Below are 20,121 nucleotides of genomic sequence, written 5' to 3'. Positions count from 1 at the left end.
CATCAGCACCATCACCTCTACAAAGCCGCAACCAGCCGAGGTCGCCTTTTGTGACTGGTGCGGCAGAGAGCCGCACCCTCCATACGAGTGCCTTTGGCGCCAACTCCGGGCGAAAGCAAACGTCAGCCCCGACTCCAGGCATTACTCGGACGGCATTTACGAGGGCATGGCCAAGGGGCGTACGCCTGAAGATGAGGGCACGGCGATGATGAAAAGATTCATTGAACGGTGCGTAGCACTACCGCGCGGCCGGACGGGAGGCAGCAGATAGGGAAAGGCGGGCAAGCTGAAAGACAGATCCCCAAAGATGGAACAAGCACGCGAACAACGCAGGAACCTTGCTTAGCCGGCATTACCTCCCCCACGTCCTGCGGCACCGGCAGGAAATCAGGTACGAAGGTGTTGTTGGCCCCCTGCGCAAGTGGGTTGATGAGGTCCGGGGTTCGATAAAAGAAAGCGTTCCCCACCTCGACCCACGGGCGGCTACGGAGGGCGCCGATGTGTTGGTTCTGCTCCAGAACCCGTCCGGAGAGGCACAAGTTGGTTCAGGATCCATCAGCCGGGACAACAATGATCAAACGGCCCACACCACCACGCTGGCTGCCGAAGCCGCGGGCCTCTCCTATGCCAGGTCCCTGCACTGGAATGTCGTGCCCTGGTGGTTCGCAAATCCCGACTTTGCATCACGGTCTCTGGCGGCCGAAGCGCGCCGTGCGGCTCCCTTGCTGGCGGAAATGATGGACTTGCTGGAATCACGCCCCAAGACGGTTCTCCTTCTGGCCAAACAAGCACAGGCGGCTTGGTCCCAGCTGTTGCTCAATGCCTCTTCTGAACTCAAGAGGCTCCCTGTTATTCGCACATGCCGCCCCGGTTTCTGTTGACCGTTCTCCCGCTCCTGCCTCACGGCATGCGGAAGCACAGGGCCTCATATATGGTGCCTTGGCAAGGCGCCGTGCCGCGTGTGTGGCCCCGGAAGCGTACTCCTGAAAAACGCGACTAGCTTGATGCTTAAGACGCTACAAAGAGGACGAGCCCCAACTACCAGCACACGCCCACGAATGATATCCACGACGCTAAACCGCTCCCGCAAGACCTGGCAATGATCTTGACCAAACCCTTCAGAAAACCTTCGTCGCTCCCCCTGCGCCCGCGGGCCAGGCTGACGAACATCTCCTCATCGGGCTGGCGAGACCAATCTCCGTCCTATAGCTGCGTGCAGAATCGGTCGTTCCGGCGACAGCGCTACTCGTTCATGGCGACGCATTGCCGAGGCAATCGAGCAGGAACACGCGACTGCTGACATTTATGCTCGATCACCCTGGCTAGGATACTGGGGCGAATGATCTTCTAGAACCCAGGCGCCGTTTCCTAACAGCCGAGCAGGTTGCCGAGGAGCTCAATGTTGGTTTGCCAACGGTGCGAACGTTGCTGAAAACCTGCGAGCTACGCGGCCTTCAGCTCGGTAGCCGGGGTTATCTTGCCTGTCTCTTCCGTTGATGAAGATTGTTTCCTGAGATTCGGGGCGAGGAACATCCTGAGAAGTGCAGGGTATTACGCGAGGTTTGTAAGGATCGCTGGCTTCAGATGTGTGGCCTCACCGGCCGGATGTCTTGTGGGTGTTAAATGCTGGTGTACTCGGTCGCCTAGCGGAGGACGCCGAAGACAACTTAGGCCAGCGGGATGACGATCGACAACGCAATGCTAAGGATTCCCAACCCCTTATGCCGCCGAGCCTATGACGGCTCCCGGGATCGCCCCTCACGTAGGATGGCCCGGTGACTGACGAACCGAACCAGCCCCGTTTCCTGACCTTGGCCCAGGTCGCCGACGAGCTGAACGTGAAGCAAAGCCTCGTGCAGGGCTTGATCAGGACAGGGGAGCTGCGCGGTTTCCAGGTTGGGGGCCGGGGCCTGTGGCGCATTGGCCGCCAGGACGTTGAGGACTACATCAATCAGGCGTACCAGCGCACTGCTGCGCGCATTGCCGCCGGCGAGCTTCAGGATGACGGGGCCGAGAGCGAGGGTCAGGAGTAACTAGTCCGGCACATAACGAGGCCGGATGACCAAGGTGACGAGCTGAGGTTCTCCTGGGTCAGGGCTGGTGACGGTGAGGAGATGAACGAACTCGCCGTCAGTTCCTCTTGACGTGCATATGGTGATGAGACCGACGTTCGATGGCCTTGTTCACGCCACGCCCTGATCGGCCATGCCGCCAGCCGGGGATGATGTCATTGAGCTGCCTTGCCTTGGCTGCGGTCAGCTTCCCGGCTCGGTAATCAATGCGCTGGGTGTGCAGCCACACGCCCAGAAGCCGTTCCTCCTGGTCGTCGGTTTTGTTGTGCCGGGGCCAGTCATGTCCGGCGGCCAGGTAGGCGGCGACCTCGGCCAGGCGCTGCTTCCAACGGGCCGCGTCGACGTCCCGCTTCGTGGGGTAGTCCCGCCAGCCGGGAATTGCGTCCAGGGCCTGGGCGTAGGCGAGGGTGAGGCCACCCTCGGCAGCCTGCTTGCGTCGACGGGCTAGCCACCCGGCCAACGCTGATTCCTGGGGTGACCGGCCATTGACCGGCAGTCGGCCCTTGGCCTCGTAGAACGCCAGGATGTCGGCCAGGTTCCGCCGGCCCGCATCGGTCACCCGGGGCGGGGTGGCTGGCAGGGCCGCCGCATGCTCCTGGCGCAGACCTGCGTCCTGCTTGGCGGCGATGGCCAGGTGGTAGCGGACGACGGATGCGGCAACGCTGGCGCCAGTAGCAATCTTCGGCGCCGGAATGCCCTTTCGGTACATCAACACCCACTCGGGATTCGGGGCCGGCCGCTTGATCTGGGTCACGGGTCTTGCGCCTGCGGCGGGCTAAACAGGTCCTTGATGTCTTCGCTTGCGCGCTTGAGTTCTTCGCCGGCATCGAGCGTCAGCTTGCCCCGCACACACCATTCGTCGTGGAACGACGGATCCTGGAGGGTGAAGTGCAGCTCGACGTGGCTTCCCGTATGGGTCGCTTCCAGCAGAAGGTCGTGTTCAATTGACTCATAGTTGCGGGTGCCGCTCCAGCCGCGCCAGTCTTCGGCAAGACCGGCAAAGAAGTCCGTTAGATCCCAGAATCCATATAGGTAGACCTCACGACGTGCGCGCAGGTTCTCCACGTCCACCGTCACGGTCACGCCTGTGATTTCACCGCTGGCTTCGCGGCGCAGTTCGCCAAACGTGAGTTTTCCCGGCCTGCCCACATCCACCTTGTCTGTCGCCATCAGTTCAGGTGCTGTCCCCGGTACGCGCTGCCCGCTTCAGTTCGGCGATCCGCAGCCGCAGGAAAATGATGGCCAGCACCAGGGCGTAAACCGCCATCACGGCCAGCACGATCGTGAAGAGTGCATACAGGGCACCGAGAATGCCGAAAGCTGGACTCAAAGTCATTACTACCCCCAAATAGTCGTTGCGCCTAGGCTACGGGAGGGCGATCAGGCTAGCTACCGGGCAACACCTAACCGAACACGCCGTCATGGATTGGCCCACTAATGAAGACTCCCCTCCCCAAGTCGGGCTCGACGAAACTGTCACTGGTGATCACTGAGAGGAAGCTGACTCCGATCGATTGAATCGGCCAGACGCCACCCTGTCGATCGTGGAGGAGGCGGCCAGCCGCGGGCGAGGTGACGGCATACTTACAACGACCCTGAAAAGAGTGAGTAACGAAGGGCACGGTGCTCAAACAAACAATCCCTACAGCGGTAATTGGGGCAAGATAACCGAGGCCTCTGGCGTGTGTCCCTTACTGACTTAGAGGACTATATTGCTTCGGCTTACGAAGCCACGGCTTTAAGAATTGCATCAGGTGACGACCGAGTGGATCAGTCGACCGCGCTCCCGCTGAATCTTGAATCCGAAGAATATTGTGAGCTAACAATAAAAACGCCATGAACACTTTGACAGGTCATCCACTAGATAAATCAATCGAGACCAATGGCCCCTGCACGAAGCCTTGTACTAAACGACGACGCCTATCACGCTGTAGGACAAGTCCGAACGTATGATTCCGTTAACAATCATTCGGCATCGCGAGGGGTTAGCGGGCGCCACTCGAGGCGAGAGGCTGTCACAAGGCCGATTGATAGCGCACGGCGACTACTGTCAATCACTCATCGGCTTGTTGTGATGTGGCCCTTGCCCATAACATGGTCTCCGACGTTACTACCTTGATACAGGCAGAGTCACGGCCAGTGGCATCCGGATAGGGGTAGGAGCACGGGACGGACAACGTCGTGAGACATGTCATACTGCGACACCACGAGACCGGGTCCCGGTCTGATACATCAGCACACTTGGAACGATCCCGCTAAGGCTGCGGCTGTTAGCGGGATAAAGTTCACGACCGCTCGGGGATCTGGCGTGCTCTGGTCGACAGCCGCAAAGACGCCCAAAAGGGTCACAAGAGCCAAACAAGTCATGGTTTGCAGGAGCTCCCGAGTGTGTCGAGCCACTAGCCCGCCTCCCACGTACTACGGTTAAGAAACACAGTTATGCTCAAGGTTGAAGAGCATCGCTATGCTCGATTATCGCGAAAAGAGTCACAAAATTGGACCAGACGACTGCATTCTCCTTAGTAATCCCGGACGGAAAAATCGTTGACTTTGTTGACGGCAAGCTCCGCAGGGACACACCGGAAGAGCGCGTTAGGCAAAGTTTGGAGAGGCGCCTGGTCAACACCCTTAGGTTCCCGCCGGGGAGGCTAGCAATCGAAAAATCCATTAAAGTCGGCTCTGCTCGGAAAGCTGTTGACATCGCAATTTACCCGGACAGCTCCCGGACACTGCAAGAAGACATTGAGATAATTATAGAATGCAAGGCTGAGAAAGTCGCTCCCACCGATAAAGATAACGGTGTTGAGCAGATGAAGAGCTACATGGCTGCTTGCCTAAATGCCGAATGGGGTCTTTGGACCAACGGACGGCACCGCGAGGTTTGGCGCAAGGTCGTTAAAGAGGATGGTAAACCAGGATTTGTTGAAGATCTCGATATTCCCTCAGCGGATGGCGCGCTCCCAGCTGGACGCGCACATAGGGACCTCCAAAAGGGGACCGGCGACGTCTTGCTGTTTGCTTTCAAGAGTAGCCATAATTACATTCACTCAGTTGATGGGTTCCAAAAAGAAAAAGCTTTCTTTGAACTTCTCAAGATCATCTTTTGCAAAATTCAGGACGAAAAAAACTTTCCGGCACCGCTTCAATTCTTTGTTCGACCGGGCGAGCTCAATGACTCGGATGGGCAGCTGGCATGCAAGAACCGCCTGGTAGCCATTTTTGATCGCGTGAAGGCTAAATACCCTCAGATTTTCGGTCGAGGAGAAGAAATTGAACTTAATCCACGTAGCCTCGTTCGAATAGTTGCGGAACTCCAAAACTTCAGCCTTCTCTCAACCGATATCGATCTAAAGGGCAAAGCTTACGAAGAAGTTGTTGGGTCAAACCTGAAAGGAGATCGAGGTCAGTTTTTTACGCCACGTAATGTCATGCAGATGGCGGTTGACATGGTTAATCCAACCCCTAACGACCGCGTTCTCGACCCTACATGCGGAACCGGTGGCTTCCTCGTAACAGCAATGCTAAACAGCATGCGCGGCTTGATGGAACAATACGCATCGAGCATTGGTACACCAGACATCAACAAGTGGGACACGGAAGTTAGAAAGCAGTTTGATGAACGCATGGCAGAGGCCATTCGCGTAAACTATTTTGGATTTGATATCTCCCCAGAATTGGTGAAGGCATCAAAAATGAACATGGTCATGAACAATGACGGCAGCGGGAACATGCTGCAAGCGGACACCTTACTGCCTCCTTTTCGATGGTCGGATGATTTCAGGCGCGCATTGTCTAGTGCTTTGAACGCGGGTGAGGAAGACGTTGAAAGACACATTGACTCTGACTCCCTAACTCACAGCAATCATCTAGCTCGCTTCGACGTTATTGTCACCAACCCGCCCTTCGGCAGCAAGATCGTGATTCGTGACTCTGAAATTTTGAGTCAATTTTCCTTAGGGCACATATGGGAGAAGCCTAAGGGAGATAGCCGAGAATGGGTTAAAACTGAACGACTTCAGGGAGGCGTACCGCCGGAGCAATTGTTTGTTGAACGATGCATACAATTCTTGAAGCCGGGAGGCCGCCTGGCTATAGTTCTGCCGGACAGTATTCTTGGCTCTCCAGGTCTCGGCTACATTCGTCAGTGGCTCTTACGCGAGACCCGAATTGTGGCCAGCATCGACATGCATCAGGACACCTTTCAGCCTCACACTGGCGTTCAAACCTCGATTCTCATCCTCCAGAAGAAGACGGACGCCGAAAAAGCCGCTGACGTAAAAAATGGGCTCTCACCGTACAACATCTTCATGGCAGTTGTTGATAGAGTTGGCCACGATAAACGCGGCAACACCTTGTACCGTCGTGATGACATGGGTAACGAGGTGCTCAAAGAGGTAACAACCTCCTATCCCAGCGAATCTGGTGAGCTTATTGAGCAGACACGCCACGAGAAGGTCATCGATGATCAGACCGTCCTAGTCGCATCGGCCTTTGCCAAATGGAAAGAACAAGAGGGTCTGGCGTGGTAACCAACCTTAAGTTTGCATCCGTTTCACTAGAAAGCGTCCTCTCCAATTCGCTACGGCTAGAAGCGGCTGTCTTCACGACGGAAATAGCGTCGATAAGAGAGCAAGTAGAACTTATTCCGGGCGAAAAGAGGCAGCTAGCTGGTAAATCCGGTCTTTCTGTTGCCTATCACCGGCCTCGCTTCAAAAGGCCTTACGTCTCAAAGCCAGGAGTTCCATTTTTCCAACCCGCTCAGATAGCTGATTTAGATCCCCGACCGGCAAGGTTCTTAGCTGAATCATCGGCGGATTCTCTGGACCCACTTCGGGTACGGAAAGGCCAGATTCTACTAACTTGCTCGGGCACTGTAGGTAAACTGGCCGTAGTGGGCAACACGCTGGATGGAAGCGTTTTCAGCCACGATCTCATTCGCATTGACCCTGCGGAAGGAATGTTGGGGCTGGTTTATACATTCATGAAATCGATTGCTGGGCAAACGTTGATGAAGTCGGCGAACTACGGTGCCGTTATTCAGCACATCGAACCAGACTTTTTGTCGCGTATAACGGTGCCGATGCCACCGGAAGACATCACCAGTGCCCTGAACAAGGATATTTTAGAGTCTGTTCGACTCCTGGACGAAGCCAATTCACTCATAAGGGAGGCTAAAAGCGAGCTTATCCAGGCGGCAGGATTGACTGACCTGGAAAATTCTCCTCGTTCAACAACTGATGATGCGATTTCATCCTACAGTGTGCGTTCTGACCAGCTAAATCTCCGTTTCGATGCTTCATACCACGATACTTCTCAAGAGTTAATACTCGGCGCTCTTGATAGGGCAGGAGTTTCCTGGCGGCCCCTTGGTGATCGCTTGTTCACCTCTAGTGTTCGTCTTCCCGGCCAATTCAAGCGCACTTATGTCGAGGCGCAGCACGGAATTCCGTTCTTTAGCGGAAAGGATATCGCCGAATTGGACCCCTACGAAAAGAAGCACCTCGCTTTATCTCAACATTCGGATCGTATTCGCGATGATTTAACAATATGCGAAAACATGGTGCTTGTAACATGTAGCGGAAGCATTGGAGATACCGCCCTCGTACCGAAGCATTGGGATGGTTGGGCAATGACGCACGACATAATCAGAATCAATGCGACCAACGCTGAACAAGCCGCGTACCTCTTCGCTTGGCTTTCTACCCCTCAAGGGCAATTGCTCGTAAGAAAGCACGCTTATGGCGCTGTTGTCCAGCACATTGAAGACCACCACCTTGTGCAGGTGCCTGTACCCCTAGTGGACACGGCTACGCATGTTTCCATTGCCCGAAAGGTCTTGGACGCCAACACGCGAAGAAGCAAGGCTTACTTCCTTGAAAAACAGGCCGTAGCGACCTTGGAAGATGCCCTCGCGGTATCTGCCTGGCCGGCTACGGCCCAACCTTCTCCGTTACTGATGACATAGAACGCCCTCTATTGAATGGCCGGCGCTGGCTGCAGCGGGTTAGTAGTCGATGAGGCGGACGACGTTGTCGCCAACCGGTTTCAGCCTTTCGCGATTGCCTCCGGCCTCGGTGCTGCGTTGGCGGTTGCTGTGCTTTGTGGTTCCACTGCCAGTACTTCAGTTCCTCAATTCCGGGTTTACGGATGTTTGTGGAGAGTCGCCTTCGTTAACTGGCACAGGCCCGGTTCCGGTTATGTGGATAACCGGAACCGGGCCTGAAGTGAAACAGCCTGGGTTTAGGGGACTAGGAGAGTTCGCTGGCCGAGCGCTGGATCTGGTCCAGCCAGGCCTGCCGCGCTTCAAGGGCTTCCTGGGCGGCCTTGATCCTGCGCTGGTCGCCGGTCTTCTCGGCCTTGGCAAGATCTTCCTGGAGCCCGGCAATAGCGGATTCCAGCTGGGACAGGGCGCTGTTGGTGCGTGCCTTCCGCTCAGGGTTGGAGCGCTGCCACTGCTCTTCCTCGGCGTGGCGGACTGCGTCCTCCACTTTCCGGAGCGCGGCTTCGACGCGGCCCATGTCGGCGCGCGGAACCTTGCCGGCCTCTTCCCAGCGGTCCCGGACTGACTGCAGCGCCTTCTTGGCCGCTGCCAGGTCCTTCACCGGGAGAATGGCGTTGGCTTCGGTCAGAAGGGCTTCCTTGACCGTAAGGTTCGCGGAGTATTCCTGGTCGATCTCGTCATTGGCTGCCTGGCGCGCTGTAAAGAAGGCATCCTGGGCGGCGCGGAACCGTGCCCAGAGGGCGTCATCGTCCTTGCGGCTGGCCCGCGGGGAGGCCTTCCACTGGTCCATCAGACGGCGGTACTCGCCCGCGGCGAAGCCCCAATCGGTGGAGGTGGACAGCGCTTCGGCCTCGGTGATCAGCTTCTCTTTGGCGGACTTGGCAGCGGAGTTGTTGCTGTCCAGCTGCGAGAAGTAAGCGCGGCGGTGACGGTCGAAAACGGTACGGGCGGCACGGAACCGCTTCCACAGGGCGTCCTCGTTGCTCCGGCCCAGGCGGACGCCGCTCTTCTGGGCTGTCTTCCAGCTCTCGAACAGTTCGTTCATCCGGGCGCTGGAAGTCTTCCACTGCGTCTGGGCAGGATCCTGGCCGGAGATTTCCTCGGCTTCAGCCACAATCGCCTCGCGGGCAGCGAGCTCGGAGGCACGGACGGCATCGTGCTCCGCCTTCTCCGCCTTTTCGAGTTCAGCGATCTGCGTTGACAACGCATCGAGGCGGGCCTCTGCAGACCGGAGGTCGCCCACCATGTTGCGCTCGGCGAGCTGCTCGCGCAGGTGGTTGACGGTCTTCTGCATGTCAGTGCTGGGAGCCTTGGAGCTGACGCGCTGTTCAAGCAGCACAATCTGGGCCACCACGTCGTCGTACTTCCGCGCGAAGTAGGCCAGCGCCTCGTCGTCACTGACACCCGGGTACTGGCCCACGGGGTGCTCCGCGCCGTCGATGTTCAAAAAGACGTGTCCGTCCCCTTCAACGCGGCCCCACTTTGACGCTTCTGCCAGCGATGTTGCCGGCACTGCGGGTGCCGGAGCTGCGGCAGGCGCGGCGGCAGGCTTGGGGCGGGAAGCGAAGGCGGCCGGAGAGGGAGCCGGACGGGGAGCCGGTGCCGGGGCGCTTGCTTCCGGGGCTGTGCCGGCCGGCGAAGGGTCTGCGGGCGCATTCGCGTCCGAGGCAGTGCCCTCCTCGGCAACGCTCCCGGTGGCGGTGCTTTCGGGGGCCACTTCCACGGGAGCCTCCGCTGCCGGGGTGCTGGCTGCAACTGAAACTTCCTCGGGGGCGGAAGCCGCCGTCCCGGTCAGGTCTGTTGCTGTTTCGTCGGATTTCTGACTGTCTGTCACCGCTAAAAGTCTTTCGCTTGGAGGGAAATACTCAGGTCCTGCACCGCAGCCTCCGGGGCCCGGCTTCCTACTTCAGAGAAAACGAGTCTATCGTGACTCGAGCCAATGCAGGGACATGCGCCCTCATGTGAGGACCTGCAACGTTTCTATTCAAAGTAGATGGCAGTCGAACCACCAGAGGGGATGGAGCTCCTAACTCGGTCGAACTGACCCCACGGTACACCTCAAAAGCCCCACTCGTGGATGTGGGTAGAGCCCGCTGCTCAGCTCAAACAAGCCCCTGCTATCACCTTTCCAGTGACCGCCATCTTCTCGGCCCGTGGGGCTCGGGGCGGCGGTTGACATGCGCGGCCAGGTTGAACACGGGCTATGCCACCTCCAAGCGGAACGGGAACACTGCAGGCAAGAACATCTTTGATCAAGTAGGCAAATGCTCCGCGAATATGCCAATCAACACGAAGTCGTTGAACACTGCGAAGTGCACTCGATTCCTGTGGGGTTCTAGTTTGCTGTGCCATTCACACCGGACTGTTTGCCCTTCAAACACAACCTCTCGTGCATTCATTGCGGATCGGTTGGCTCGAGTCAACGGACTTTCAGGAGAGCAGTCGACGCCAGCAGCTGAACGTAGCTCAGCAGCGATCCGGTGTGGGTCGGTATATTCGCGCCTAATCTTCAAAAGGTGATCGTTCAACCCGGTCAAGTCCCTCATCAGTTGACGCCGAACCGTACGCTCATCCCCGGAAAAACGGCTGAACTGACTCCACACAGTGTCAGTAAATCGAAGTGATCTGAATATAACCGGGCACAAATCTTTCAACTCGCTCACGCTGTAATCCGAAATCTCTACATCGTTTCGCCAATACTCGATAACATCGACAACATCAACGAGAAAGTGCAGGCTGACCTCATCAGCTTCAGCTAAGAGGCGGACACCAGTCAGCCCCTGGCGCGATGCTTGCACGGTCGTGATGAGGGCAATACGCTCACCGATAAGCCGCTGGAGAAGCCCAAAGGCGATACTTGGCGCCAGTCCTAAAATTGACCCGTTGACTTCCACTTCCAAGGGTACGCCGGATGCTTCTTCCCGACTGTCCCAATTGCTGGCTCTATCCAAAATATTGCCTACACGGCGTCGGAGAGACGGATCAATTTTGGACTTAGTCCACAAGATCTCGGATAATGATCGACCACTCTGGGACTGGACACCCCAAATCTGGCTCCAGCAGGAGAGACTTCCTACATCTACTCCAATATCGTCAACTGTTGCAGCAAAAACCGATAAAGCGTGCTCGACCGCATCAATGTCCTCATCTACAAAGGCAAATCCTTGTTCGTCAATGTAGAAGGCAGTCTTAATCATTAGCGACGTAACGATACTGTGTCAGGGCATACATATCGATATCGCTCTGATCAAAAAATCCTTCTGGCCAGGTACTCAGCTTTCCGTGCTTGTTCAGCCTTATTTCTTCAGAGACGCCATCCCTAAAATAATTGATCCTGACATCGTCGAAAGGAAGCACCTGATTGACGCCAACAGCCCTCCGAATTCCGTTGATCACATGATCGCTGTGTGTTTCGATGATCACTTGGACCCCTGCCCCCGCGACTTTCGCCAAAAACTGTCCAATGGCAGATTGACCAGCTGGATGAAGATGCGCCTCAGGACTGTCTACAATCAAAATGCCCCCCTTTGAAGCAAGGAGTCCCGCAGTGATTATGGGGAGGCAGTAGCTGACGCCGAATCCTGTGTTCGTGGGAAGCATCCACTCGCTCAGGGCCCCCGGTTTGCGAAGACGCAGAGTGGCTAAGTTTGTGTCCGGCACGAATGCCGCCTCAATCTCAGTCGGCCCCACCAGTTCGCTTAGCCATGCTTCAACTTGGGCCCTGAGAGTTTTGATCGTTCCGGCTCGGGGATGGCGGCGCAAGACGTCGACTTCTCGAGAACCATTCGATGCAAGGGCGTGCGCTACGTAGCGCCCGTCATGTCCAATACGAAATTCGGCAGGATGTGCCGGAGCCGCTGGGTGACTAATACGGGGCCCCACCCGTTCGGCCGCCAGGTAGGTGAAACTACCCCCCACGTCCCCAGCCGGAAAATATTCATGTTCGGGTTCTCCAACGAGCGTCAGATAAGGCGTGTAGGCATTGCCAGCTGCTGAACCCCCATCGAACACCCAGCGATGGTCGGCACTATCTATTTGAATCGAAATGTCGCTAGTCTGAGCCTCCAGATTCAAAATGTCCGATGCCTGACCCAGATTGAGACCGAACACTCCTTCGAGGGGTACAAACTTCCCTTCAGTTCTGCCTGCCTGGAAGGCAAGCAATAAGGCCTGCACCACGCTGCTCTTACCGCTGCCATTTAGGCCTGTAAGGACGTTCAGCATCGAGAAGGAGAGTTCGAGATGTCGAAAGCATTTGAATGATTGTAAAGACAACTGGGTGATCACGATAAGAACTTCCGCAGGATGCGTTCAGGTTCGGCAAAGCGGATACGGACCCGTTTTGGATCCGATGTTGCGGCACTAATACTTGCTAGATATTCCGACTCTCGTGTCATCGATGATCGAGCTTCCTTGCGGACGGCTTCTGCAACCGGCGACAGAACTGACTCATCGTAACGAGAGAGCACGACAGACCACGTCTCAAAAAGCGCGCGGTTTATCGGCAGCAGACGATCCGCGCCAAAAGGCCATTTTCGGAAGGCATGAATTCCAAAAACTAAATATGCGTTTCGCATTGCATTTTCAAAGCGGAGGAAGAGATCATCAAGGTCAACGTCGGAAATTACTGAGTGGCTGTCCAGGCGCGTATTCGCCCAAGTCAAGAGTCTCTCTAAGGACCCAAACTCATCGTAGCTATGGCCATCTTCTAACATGCTGAAGGCACAAAATCTGAGAACGGCTTCCCGGTCCTGCATCCGAACATGCTTATCTAAAGCACCGCCGGTGGCACGTTTGAACTGGGCACTTTGCGTGCAACGCTTTAAGAAAGCTCTACTTCGAGCCTTGCTCATACAATGGCGAATCTCCATCGCATTGAGCGGTTCGCCACCGGTATTGATCCTTTTGAAGATATCGTACTTCACTTCATCCGGTGTTTTTGGATCGATCACATGAACTACGATCTGTGCATTTAGAAGGCGCCTTTGCAGTGGCAACGATAATTCGTTATACCGCTTTTCCTCTTCACTCTCCAAGTACTCTAAATCGCGTAGCGGAAAGGAAAGCGCGCGGGCATAAGAATGAATCGTGGAGAGCCGCTGCAACCCGTCTACAACTCGCAAGACACCGTCCCCATCCTCTGCAAAATAGAACGCAGGCAACGGAATCTGCAGCAAAAGACTTTCGATCAGTCTTGATTTCTGCCGAAGCTTCCACACTTGGTTTCTTTGGAAGTCAGGCGCAAGATCTAGATCCTGGGAATCGATCATATCTAATATATTTCGGAGCGAGAAATTTTTCGTCGAGACTCGGATTTTTTCCGGGTCCCAAGGACGTACCTCAGGCTCATCATCGCTTTCGCGCTCAGCCTCAACTCCGGTCGGTTCGCCTTGGAAGTCCTCTTCAAGGATTTGACTTAGATCCGATTCCATAAGGACATCTTATGTTGCCGGACAGCTGGCTGGTTGAAAGTCCACTCTTTCCCGCGCCTGTGCAGCTGCCTTATGTGAGCAACGAGGCGAAATCCGCGTACAACGAAGATGAGTAGATTAGCAACTTTCGCTGGCCTCGGCCGCGGTGTGAATACGTGTGCAGCCGGTTGGCTCTTCCGAACGGATTCGGCCGGATAGAAAACGAAAGGAGTGTAGTTCGACGCCCTTCCAGCCGCCGCTGCCGGTACATGGGGACCGACCCTGGCACTCGCCCCACCGTCTCCAGCGACACCACGACCGCCCGCACACCGGGCTCGATCCCAAGGTCCGCCTCAACAACCCCCATCGTATCCGCCAGAACACTCCCGCCGCGTACATGCTGATCTCGCTCGCCGGGCGGCGTTCAGCACCGGCCGCTGGTCCTTCTGGTGTGCTCGCCCAGCACCCAGCACACCAAAAGGAGCTGCGCGCCGGCGACGGCCAGTGACCGCACCAACTCCGGGAGCCGGAGGCCATGACAGGTCATCAACCCGGACCGTACTCCCCTTTCTTCTCGAAGGTGGCTTACGCTGGGAAGGCGACCCCGTTGCCCCAGGGTTATCCTCACGGCGTTCCTTCCCTTCGCCCTGCGGGCCAACAGCCGACTGACAAAAGGTTCAGGCGCTGCCTCGGCCGTCGCCTTCTCAGTGGCCGTTATCTCCGGCGGCGAGGCCTTGAAGCCGCAGGTGATCAGGGCCAGGACCAGCACGCTCAGCACCAGCCAGGACACCCCCAGCGCAATGGCGTTGCTGTCCAGCTGGGAGAGCAGGTAGGCGCCTATCACCGGGACCACCACGTAGGACACCGGGTTCAGCTGCTGCCCGGCCCGGCGCCGGCGCCGGCGCACATAGTGGGAACACCACCGAGGCGTTCACCCGCGTGAAGGCCGTGAAGGCACCAAAGTTGATGAACGACATCAACTTTGCCACACCCAAGAACATCGGAAGAATGGGCCTGTTTAGTAAAGATCTGACTAACACTTGTAGAAAGTGCGCCAGTCAACGGTTCCTTTCCTCTGCTTTGCATGACACGAATAGCTCTGTTCCTGCATAACCTCACTGCGCGACCGCCGCGGCGGTCGCATACACGTCAGCAGGCATTGGCCGATGTAGCTTCCAGGTGATCGCGATGGGCTTCTCACCAGAGTGCTGGACGTAGTCCACCTGCCCTAGGCACGTGTATGGAACTGTCAGCCCGGTCTCGTCGTCCGCCGTGTCCCTCGTGAAGATCAGAACCTTCGAACCGTGCGAAGTCCGGTCAAGATAGCGGCGTCCTGTGGGACTGCTGTGTGAGGTCGCGTTCTGCGACTCCCAGTGGAAAAGCTCCGGGCTGATGGCGTAGTCCTTGTACATCGTGGTCGCCGAGTGCTTCTTGTCGTCCTTGTTCAGGGTGACAAAGAAAGCATCGGTGGACGTGGCCGGACACCATGCAACGCCTTCACGGTGCTGGACGTTCTTGCCCTGCTCAAGGGAACCGTACTGTAGCGCCGCCAGCACCTCCTCGCGCCGGTAGGTAGCGTGCGAGAGCAGCGGGATGTGCTGAAGCCCAGAGCCGAGGCTCTGGGCTGAATGTTTCGATGCAGCCACTCCCAGCTTCACGATCTGGCGGATCTCGCGGCACACAAACTGGTAGCTGCGCAGACGGTCGAGTCCGTCGTCGTACGTCCTGAATCCGCCTCCGTCATCCCACAGCGTGTAAAAAAGCATGCGTGCAAAAGCTTGCTCGCGCATACCGAGCTCCGCGTAGCGGGGCGCGTCGGGAGCAACCAGCATGGAATAGGCTGCGGCACGTTCCGGATCGTCGACGTGTATCAGCGCGGCCATGCGACCGAGGAGCTTTTTTTCCCCCGCGTCAGACAGCTCCTCTATTTTCCCACGGAGCACGGTCTCCAGAGGCGAGAACCCTTGGATCAGCCCTGCCTCCCGGAGGTAACCGGTCCACGAGTCCCTGGTGGAACGGTAGATCGTCTTCACGTCGTTTCCCGACCGCTCGAGATAGGCCTCCAGCTCGTTCTCGGCATACGAGGCAATGTCCCGGACCAGCTGCGCCCGGTTGAACCGGAGCTGTGCCTTGATGTTGTCCAGCACCACCTTCTGCGCCACCCGGTCGAGTACGATCTGCGAGCCGGACGGCAAATACGGGAACTCGTCCTCGACAGCCTTCTCCAGCTCTTTGCGCCCGTAGCCGGTCAGCGCCCGGTAGCGCAGGTCAAAGCGGAACTCACGGCGCTGCTGGCCGATGAAGTCCAGGACCGTGAGCACCGCTTTGCCCTCCGCACGGCGCAACCCGCGTCCCAGCTGCTGGAGGAAGACCGTGGCACTCTGTGTGGGCCGGAGCAGCAGGATGGTGTCCACCTGCGGCAGATCCAGGCCTTCGTTGAAAAGGTCGACGGCGAAGATACAGTTGATCTCCCGCTGCCCCAGGCGCCGCAGGGCTTCCTCGCGGTCGGCATTGGCGGTGGTGCCGTCGACGGCAACGGAGGCAATGCCGGCCCGGTTGAACACCTCAGCCATGTAGTGGGCATGCTGTACCGAGACGCAGAAGCCGATGGCACGCATCTGGTCGGTGCTGGTCACCTTGTCCCTGAGTTCGCGGATCACCTTGGCGGCGCGGGCATCATTGCCGGTGTAGAGGGCGCTCAACTGTGAGGTGTCGTAGTTGCCGCGTTTCCATTCCAACTGGCTCAGGTCGACGTCGTCGGAGACGCCAAAGTAGTGGAACGGCACCAGCAAGTCGGCGTCCAGGGCGTCCCAAAGGCGCAGTTGGCTGGCGGTGCGCCCATCGAAGAATTGCTTGGCAACGTCGACGCCGTCCCCGCGCTCCGGTGTAGCTGTGAGCCCGAGGAGTTGCTGCGGTTTGAGGTGGTCGAGCAGGCGGCGGTAGGTGGGCGCCATTGCGTGGTGGAACTCATCGATTACGACCACGTCGAAGAAGTCCGGTTCCAGCTGCTCGATACCCAGGGAGGAGAGCGACTGGACCGAGGCGAAAATGTGCTTCCACCCTTGCGGCTTGTGCTCCCCCACGTAGAGTTCACCGAAGGTTCCGTCCTGCATGACGTCGCGGTAGCTGCGCATCGCCTGTTTCAGGATCTCCTGCCGGTGGGCGACGAAGAGCAGTTTTAGGTTTGTGCGGGCAGCTTCGCTTAGCCGTTTGTAGTCCAGGGCGGCGATGACAGTCTTGCCGGTCCCGGTGGCCGCGACCAGGAGGTTGTGGTTGAAACCCTTGAGCCGCTCCGCTTCCAGGTCCTCCAGCATCTCCTCCTGGTGAAGGAACGGCTGAACTTCAAGACCGGTAGGTGCATCCGGCGCCGCTGTGCGACGTCCGCCGTTCCGTTCCAACGCAGCGTCCAGCTTGTCGCCGTCGCGCTCCGGGTCATAGCTCTGGAAAGCCCGCTGCTCCCAGTAGCTGTCGAAGGTGACCTCGAACTTCTGCAGGAGGGCGGGTGTTGCGACGGAACTGAGGCGGACGTTCCATTCAAGCCCGTCAAGGAGGGCAGCCTGACTCAGGTTGGAGCTGCCTACGTAAGCGGTGTCGAATCCGGTGTTACGGCGGAACAGCCAGGCCTTGGCGTGCAACCGGGTTGCCTGCGTTTCGTAGCTGATCTTGACCTCGGCCCCGTACCGGGTGACGAGCTCGTCGATGGCCCGGCGCTCAGTTGCACCCATATAGGTGGTGGTAATGACCCGGAGCTTGGCGCCGCGCTCATTGAGCTGCTCAAGGGCTGGCTCTAGGAGCCTCAGGCCAGTCCACCGAACGAAGGCGCAGAGAAGGTCAACGGTGTCGGCTGACTCCATCTCGGCCCGAAGCTCGGCAGCCAGGTTGGGGTCGTCCTTGCTGTTGGTGAGAAGCGCAGAATCACTGAGTTTAGTGATGGGCCGGCGGAGTTGTCGTCTCTTGTGCAGGCCCGGGCGGTGAAGGGATCGCAGCTGCGTTGGCCCGGCTGCGATTCGATCTATGCTATTCATTTCATGAAGAAGCCGGTTCGCCAGGGCTACTCGGTCCACTGGACTGGCTGCTTCGAGGGCCTGCCGGACAGCCGCGGCGACGTGCTGCGCTAGGATACCCGGGGAGTCCTCGTCATCGATGTCTGCGAAAATTGGCTGAACTTCTTGCTGTGCACTCAGACCGTCGATCATCGCTTCTGTGCTCAAAAGTTCATATAAGCCTTCCGATAAAGGTTTCACCACAGCTCCCCATAGGTTATATGTGCCAGGCCTAGACTATGGGGTTGCATGCTCACAGGACGAACCTATGTGGTGTCAAATGAAACGGCATCTGGAACTATCCTGCGAATACCGGGCCACCGTTATCTCCGCGAGTTGGTTTATTACTCAAAGTGATAGATGGTAGCGGAATGACGACTGTAACCAATAGCCCCCAGTCTGGAATCGGAATATGGATCAACAGACTTCGAGCCGCTATAAAAACCGGCACCTTGATAGATCTCTCGCCGGGGGTTCCCGACGCGCTTATCGATCGACACTGGCTGCTGGCGCGAGCGCCTGGCACAGAAATCCCTGCTGCGGCTCTGAGAAAGGTCCTTCTAGATCCACGCCTGGCATACGATCCGCGCGGCCTAAGAATTCGCGGCGCCCTCATCTCTGGAGTCCTCGATCTGGATTACACGATAATAAAACCTCGGATATCCATCATCTCGAGCGTCTTCCTCGAACCACCAAGCTTTCAACACTCCACGATGTCCGTCCTAGACCTATCCGGAAGCGTGATGCCGGGCACGCGGCTGAACTTTGCCAGAGCGTCCGGAAGTGTCAGTTTCTTTGAAGCTTCATCTTCTCGGGAAGTAAGACTAAGCAACGCCGAGATCGGCGGACGCCTCAACATGGCGAGGGCGGAATTTGGAGCGCAACACACCGCCCTAAACCTTGATGCCGCTAGAATTCAGGGCGACGTTCTGCTCGACAAGCTGAAATCGCGAGGCGAAGTGCGTGCGGAGGCTATCCAGGTCACTGGGCGCCTGATCCTTTCAGGCGCTTCTTTGCAGCAGCATCGCGGAGACACCGCCCTCAATTTAAACGCAGCTAATATACGTGGCGATGTCTTTCTCGATGGAGGCCTAACCGCCGAGGGGGAGGTATGCGCGCACGGGACCGAGTTTGGAGGCCAACTACGTCTCACTGGCGCGACCCTGCACCACAGAGATGGAGTGGCGCTCAACCTCGACGCAGCAATAATCGCCGGGGACGTTTTTGCAGATGATATAGAAGCTCAAGGAGAAGTACGCGCTGCCGCTTCCCGAATAGGTGGTCAGCTCCATCTTCGAAGCACGCAACTACTCAATCCTGGTCATGCAGCACTTAGCCTTGAAGGTTCCATTATTGAAGGGGACTTCTTCATGGATGGAGGCGCGATAGCGGAAGGCGAAGTCCGCGCGCATGCAGCGCGATTTGGAGGTCAACTCAATCTAGAGAACGCGAAGCTACTCAATCCGTCTGGGGTGCCTTTGAATCTTACCTACGCAAGAATCATCGGAAGCGCATTCCTTAACGGCATGCAGGTAGAAGGTGAAGTGCGGGCACATGGCGCAGTTTTCGGCGGTCAACTAAACATGCAAAAGGCGTCAATAAGGTCCGCGGGCAGCGTCGCGATTAAGCTCGACTATGCAGAAGTAGCAGGCAGCGTCTTCCTTAACGATGGCATCGATGTGGAAGGTGAAGTCCGCGCTCATAGCTGCCGCGTTGGAGGACAAATGAACCTCAGGGAGGGAAAGTTTAGTAATCCTGGCGAAGTTGCTCTGAGGCTATCGAGCGCAAAACTCCAATCTCTTCACTTGGCCCCTGCGAAGGTCAGCGGACAAATCAACCTCGCATATGCTGAGGTTCAAACGCTAGTAACCGCCAAGGAGAAACCAGCTGAAGGCTTGGGGCTACCTGATCTATCTTCCGCGCAGGAGTGGAAGCTGAACGCCATTCATGGGTTTCTAAAACACGACAGGCGCGCCCTTGGTCGGTGGCTGGATACGGTACCCAGAAGCAAAAACGAATTCGTCCCGCAGCCGTGGAAGGAAGCGGCTGCCGTTTTTGATCGCATGGGTCAGGCACGAGAAGCTCGCTGGTTGCGCTACGAGGCCGCTAAACGCGTTACTCGAATTTCAAGATGGTGGTCCAAACCTCTTCACTGGCTGTACCGCTGGACAGTCGGATATGGGTACTTTCCACTTCGAACATTTTTTTGGATTACCGGCGCAGTGGCACTCGCCTTCACACTGGCCTTTGGTCACGCTGGTGAATTCACTCCGACAAATCGCGAAGCGGCCAAGTTCGTAGTAGTCGACAGCGAGGGACAGTCAGCGCTGGTTACAGGTGCAACCAGCACACAGCCTCCGAACTACCCCGCCTTCAATCCGATACTTTACGCGCTCGATACGGCGTTGCCTGCCGTCGATACAGCGCAAGCTAAGAATTGGCAAATTGCCAGCAGCGCGCTGCTTCCTACGGCATTCGCAGGCATCAAATCCCTGTCGTGGCTTTTAGCAGCACTTTTATTAGCAGGGCTAACCGGAATCCTTCGCAAAGACTAGGGGATCCCGTCGCTCTTGTAACTGGGTCATGGATTCTCC

At 57.2% G+C, this 20,121-nt stretch carries 14 protein-coding genes; 5 read left to right on the top strand and 9 right to left on the bottom strand.

All coding sequences use genetic code 11. From position 1 onward, the window contains the following. Positions 1-500: 500 nt before the first annotated feature. Positions 501-881: a uracil-DNA glycosylase family protein gene (locus AC5RVY_RS15395; RefSeq protein WP_493955569.1), complete on the top strand. Its 381-nt coding sequence runs from the start codon at positions 501-503 to the stop codon at positions 879-881. 894 nt (positions 882-1,775) lie between these two features. Further along, on the top strand, positions 1,776-2,033 hold the full coding sequence (locus AC5RVY_RS15390; protein ID WP_493955568.1) for a helix-turn-helix domain-containing protein: 258 nt from the start codon (positions 1,776-1,778) through the stop codon (positions 2,031-2,033). Between the two features lie 97 nt (positions 2,034-2,130). Here AC5RVY_RS15390 and AC5RVY_RS15385 read toward each other — a convergent pair whose 3' ends face one another. Genes AC5RVY_RS15385 through AC5RVY_RS15375 form a run of 3 tightly spaced genes read right to left on the bottom strand, consistent with a single transcriptional unit; the run spans position 2,131 to position 3,408 of the window. Then, positions 2,131-2,826 (bottom strand): helicase associated domain-containing protein, encoded by a 696-nt coding sequence (locus AC5RVY_RS15385; protein ID WP_493955567.1) that lies wholly within the window; start codon positions 2,824-2,826, stop codon positions 2,131-2,133. Next, a complete protein-coding gene (locus AC5RVY_RS15380) occupies positions 2,823-3,242 on the bottom strand; it encodes a DUF6228 family protein (RefSeq protein ID WP_493955566.1) in 420 nt (139 codons plus the stop codon). Before AC5RVY_RS15380 ends, AC5RVY_RS15385 begins: the two co-directional genes overlap by 4 nt. Before the next feature lie 4 nt (positions 3,243-3,246). Next, on the bottom strand, positions 3,247-3,408 hold the full coding sequence (locus tag AC5RVY_RS15375; protein WP_493955565.1) for a hypothetical protein: 162 nt from the start codon (positions 3,406-3,408) through the stop codon (positions 3,247-3,249). Between the two features lie 1,159 nt (positions 3,409-4,567). Here AC5RVY_RS15375 and AC5RVY_RS15370 point away from each other — a divergent pair. Both AC5RVY_RS15370 and AC5RVY_RS15365 read left to right on the top strand, forming a co-directional pair. Further along, positions 4,568-6,601 carry a type I restriction-modification system subunit M gene (locus tag AC5RVY_RS15370; protein WP_493955564.1) on the top strand — a complete coding sequence of 678 codons (2,034 nt, stop codon included), beginning with the start codon at positions 4,568-4,570 and terminating at the stop codon, positions 6,599-6,601. 362 nt (positions 6,602-6,963) lie between these two features. Next, a complete protein-coding gene (locus AC5RVY_RS15365; protein ID WP_493955563.1) occupies positions 6,964-8,037 on the top strand; it encodes a restriction endonuclease subunit S in 1,074 nt (357 codons plus the stop codon). A 283-nt stretch (positions 8,038-8,320) separates the two neighbouring features. Here the strand turns inward: AC5RVY_RS15365 and AC5RVY_RS15360 are convergent, their stop codons facing one another. From AC5RVY_RS15360 to AC5RVY_RS15335, 6 genes are all read right to left on the bottom strand, one after another. Then, the gene (locus AC5RVY_RS15360; protein WP_493955562.1) at positions 8,321-9,907 is read right to left on the bottom strand and encodes a DUF349 domain-containing protein; all 1,587 of its coding nucleotides are present in this window, start codon (positions 9,905-9,907) and stop codon (positions 8,321-8,323) included. 418 nt (positions 9,908-10,325) lie between these two features. Beyond that, positions 10,326-11,270, bottom strand: coding sequence for a hypothetical protein (locus AC5RVY_RS15355; protein WP_493955561.1), 945 nt, complete (start codon positions 11,268-11,270; stop codon positions 10,326-10,328). Continuing rightward, positions 11,263-12,360, bottom strand: a complete 1,098-nt coding sequence (locus AC5RVY_RS15350) for an AAA family ATPase (RefSeq protein ID WP_493955560.1) — start codon at positions 12,358-12,360, stop codon at positions 11,263-11,265. The genes AC5RVY_RS15355 and AC5RVY_RS15350 overlap by 8 nt, the downstream gene beginning before the upstream one ends. Continuing rightward, positions 12,357-13,505, bottom strand: coding sequence for a GmrSD restriction endonuclease domain-containing protein (locus tag AC5RVY_RS15345; RefSeq protein WP_493955559.1), 1,149 nt, complete (start codon positions 13,503-13,505; stop codon positions 12,357-12,359). Before AC5RVY_RS15345 ends, AC5RVY_RS15350 begins: the two co-directional genes overlap by 4 nt. A 403-nt stretch (positions 13,506-13,908) precedes the next feature. Then, a complete protein-coding gene (locus tag AC5RVY_RS15340; RefSeq protein ID WP_493955558.1) occupies positions 13,909-14,391 on the bottom strand; it encodes a hypothetical protein in 483 nt (160 codons plus the stop codon). A 208-nt stretch (positions 14,392-14,599) separates the two neighbouring features. Further along, complete coding sequence (locus AC5RVY_RS15335; protein WP_493955557.1) at positions 14,600-17,509, bottom strand: DEAD/DEAH box helicase; 2,910 nt, start codon at positions 17,507-17,509, stop codon at positions 14,600-14,602. Between the two features lie 389 nt (positions 17,510-17,898). Between AC5RVY_RS15335 and AC5RVY_RS15330 the strand changes: the two genes are divergently transcribed. Beyond that, positions 17,899-20,082 (top strand): translocation/assembly module TamB domain-containing protein, encoded by a 2,184-nt coding sequence (locus AC5RVY_RS15330; protein WP_493955556.1) that lies wholly within the window; start codon positions 17,899-17,901, stop codon positions 20,080-20,082. Positions 20,083-20,121 lie beyond the last annotated feature (39 nt).

This window comes from Arthrobacter sp. Ha26, from assembly GCF_059091705.1.
The sequence above is the reverse complement of the archived record's forward strand: the minus strand, read 5'-3'. Positions and strand labels throughout refer to the sequence as shown.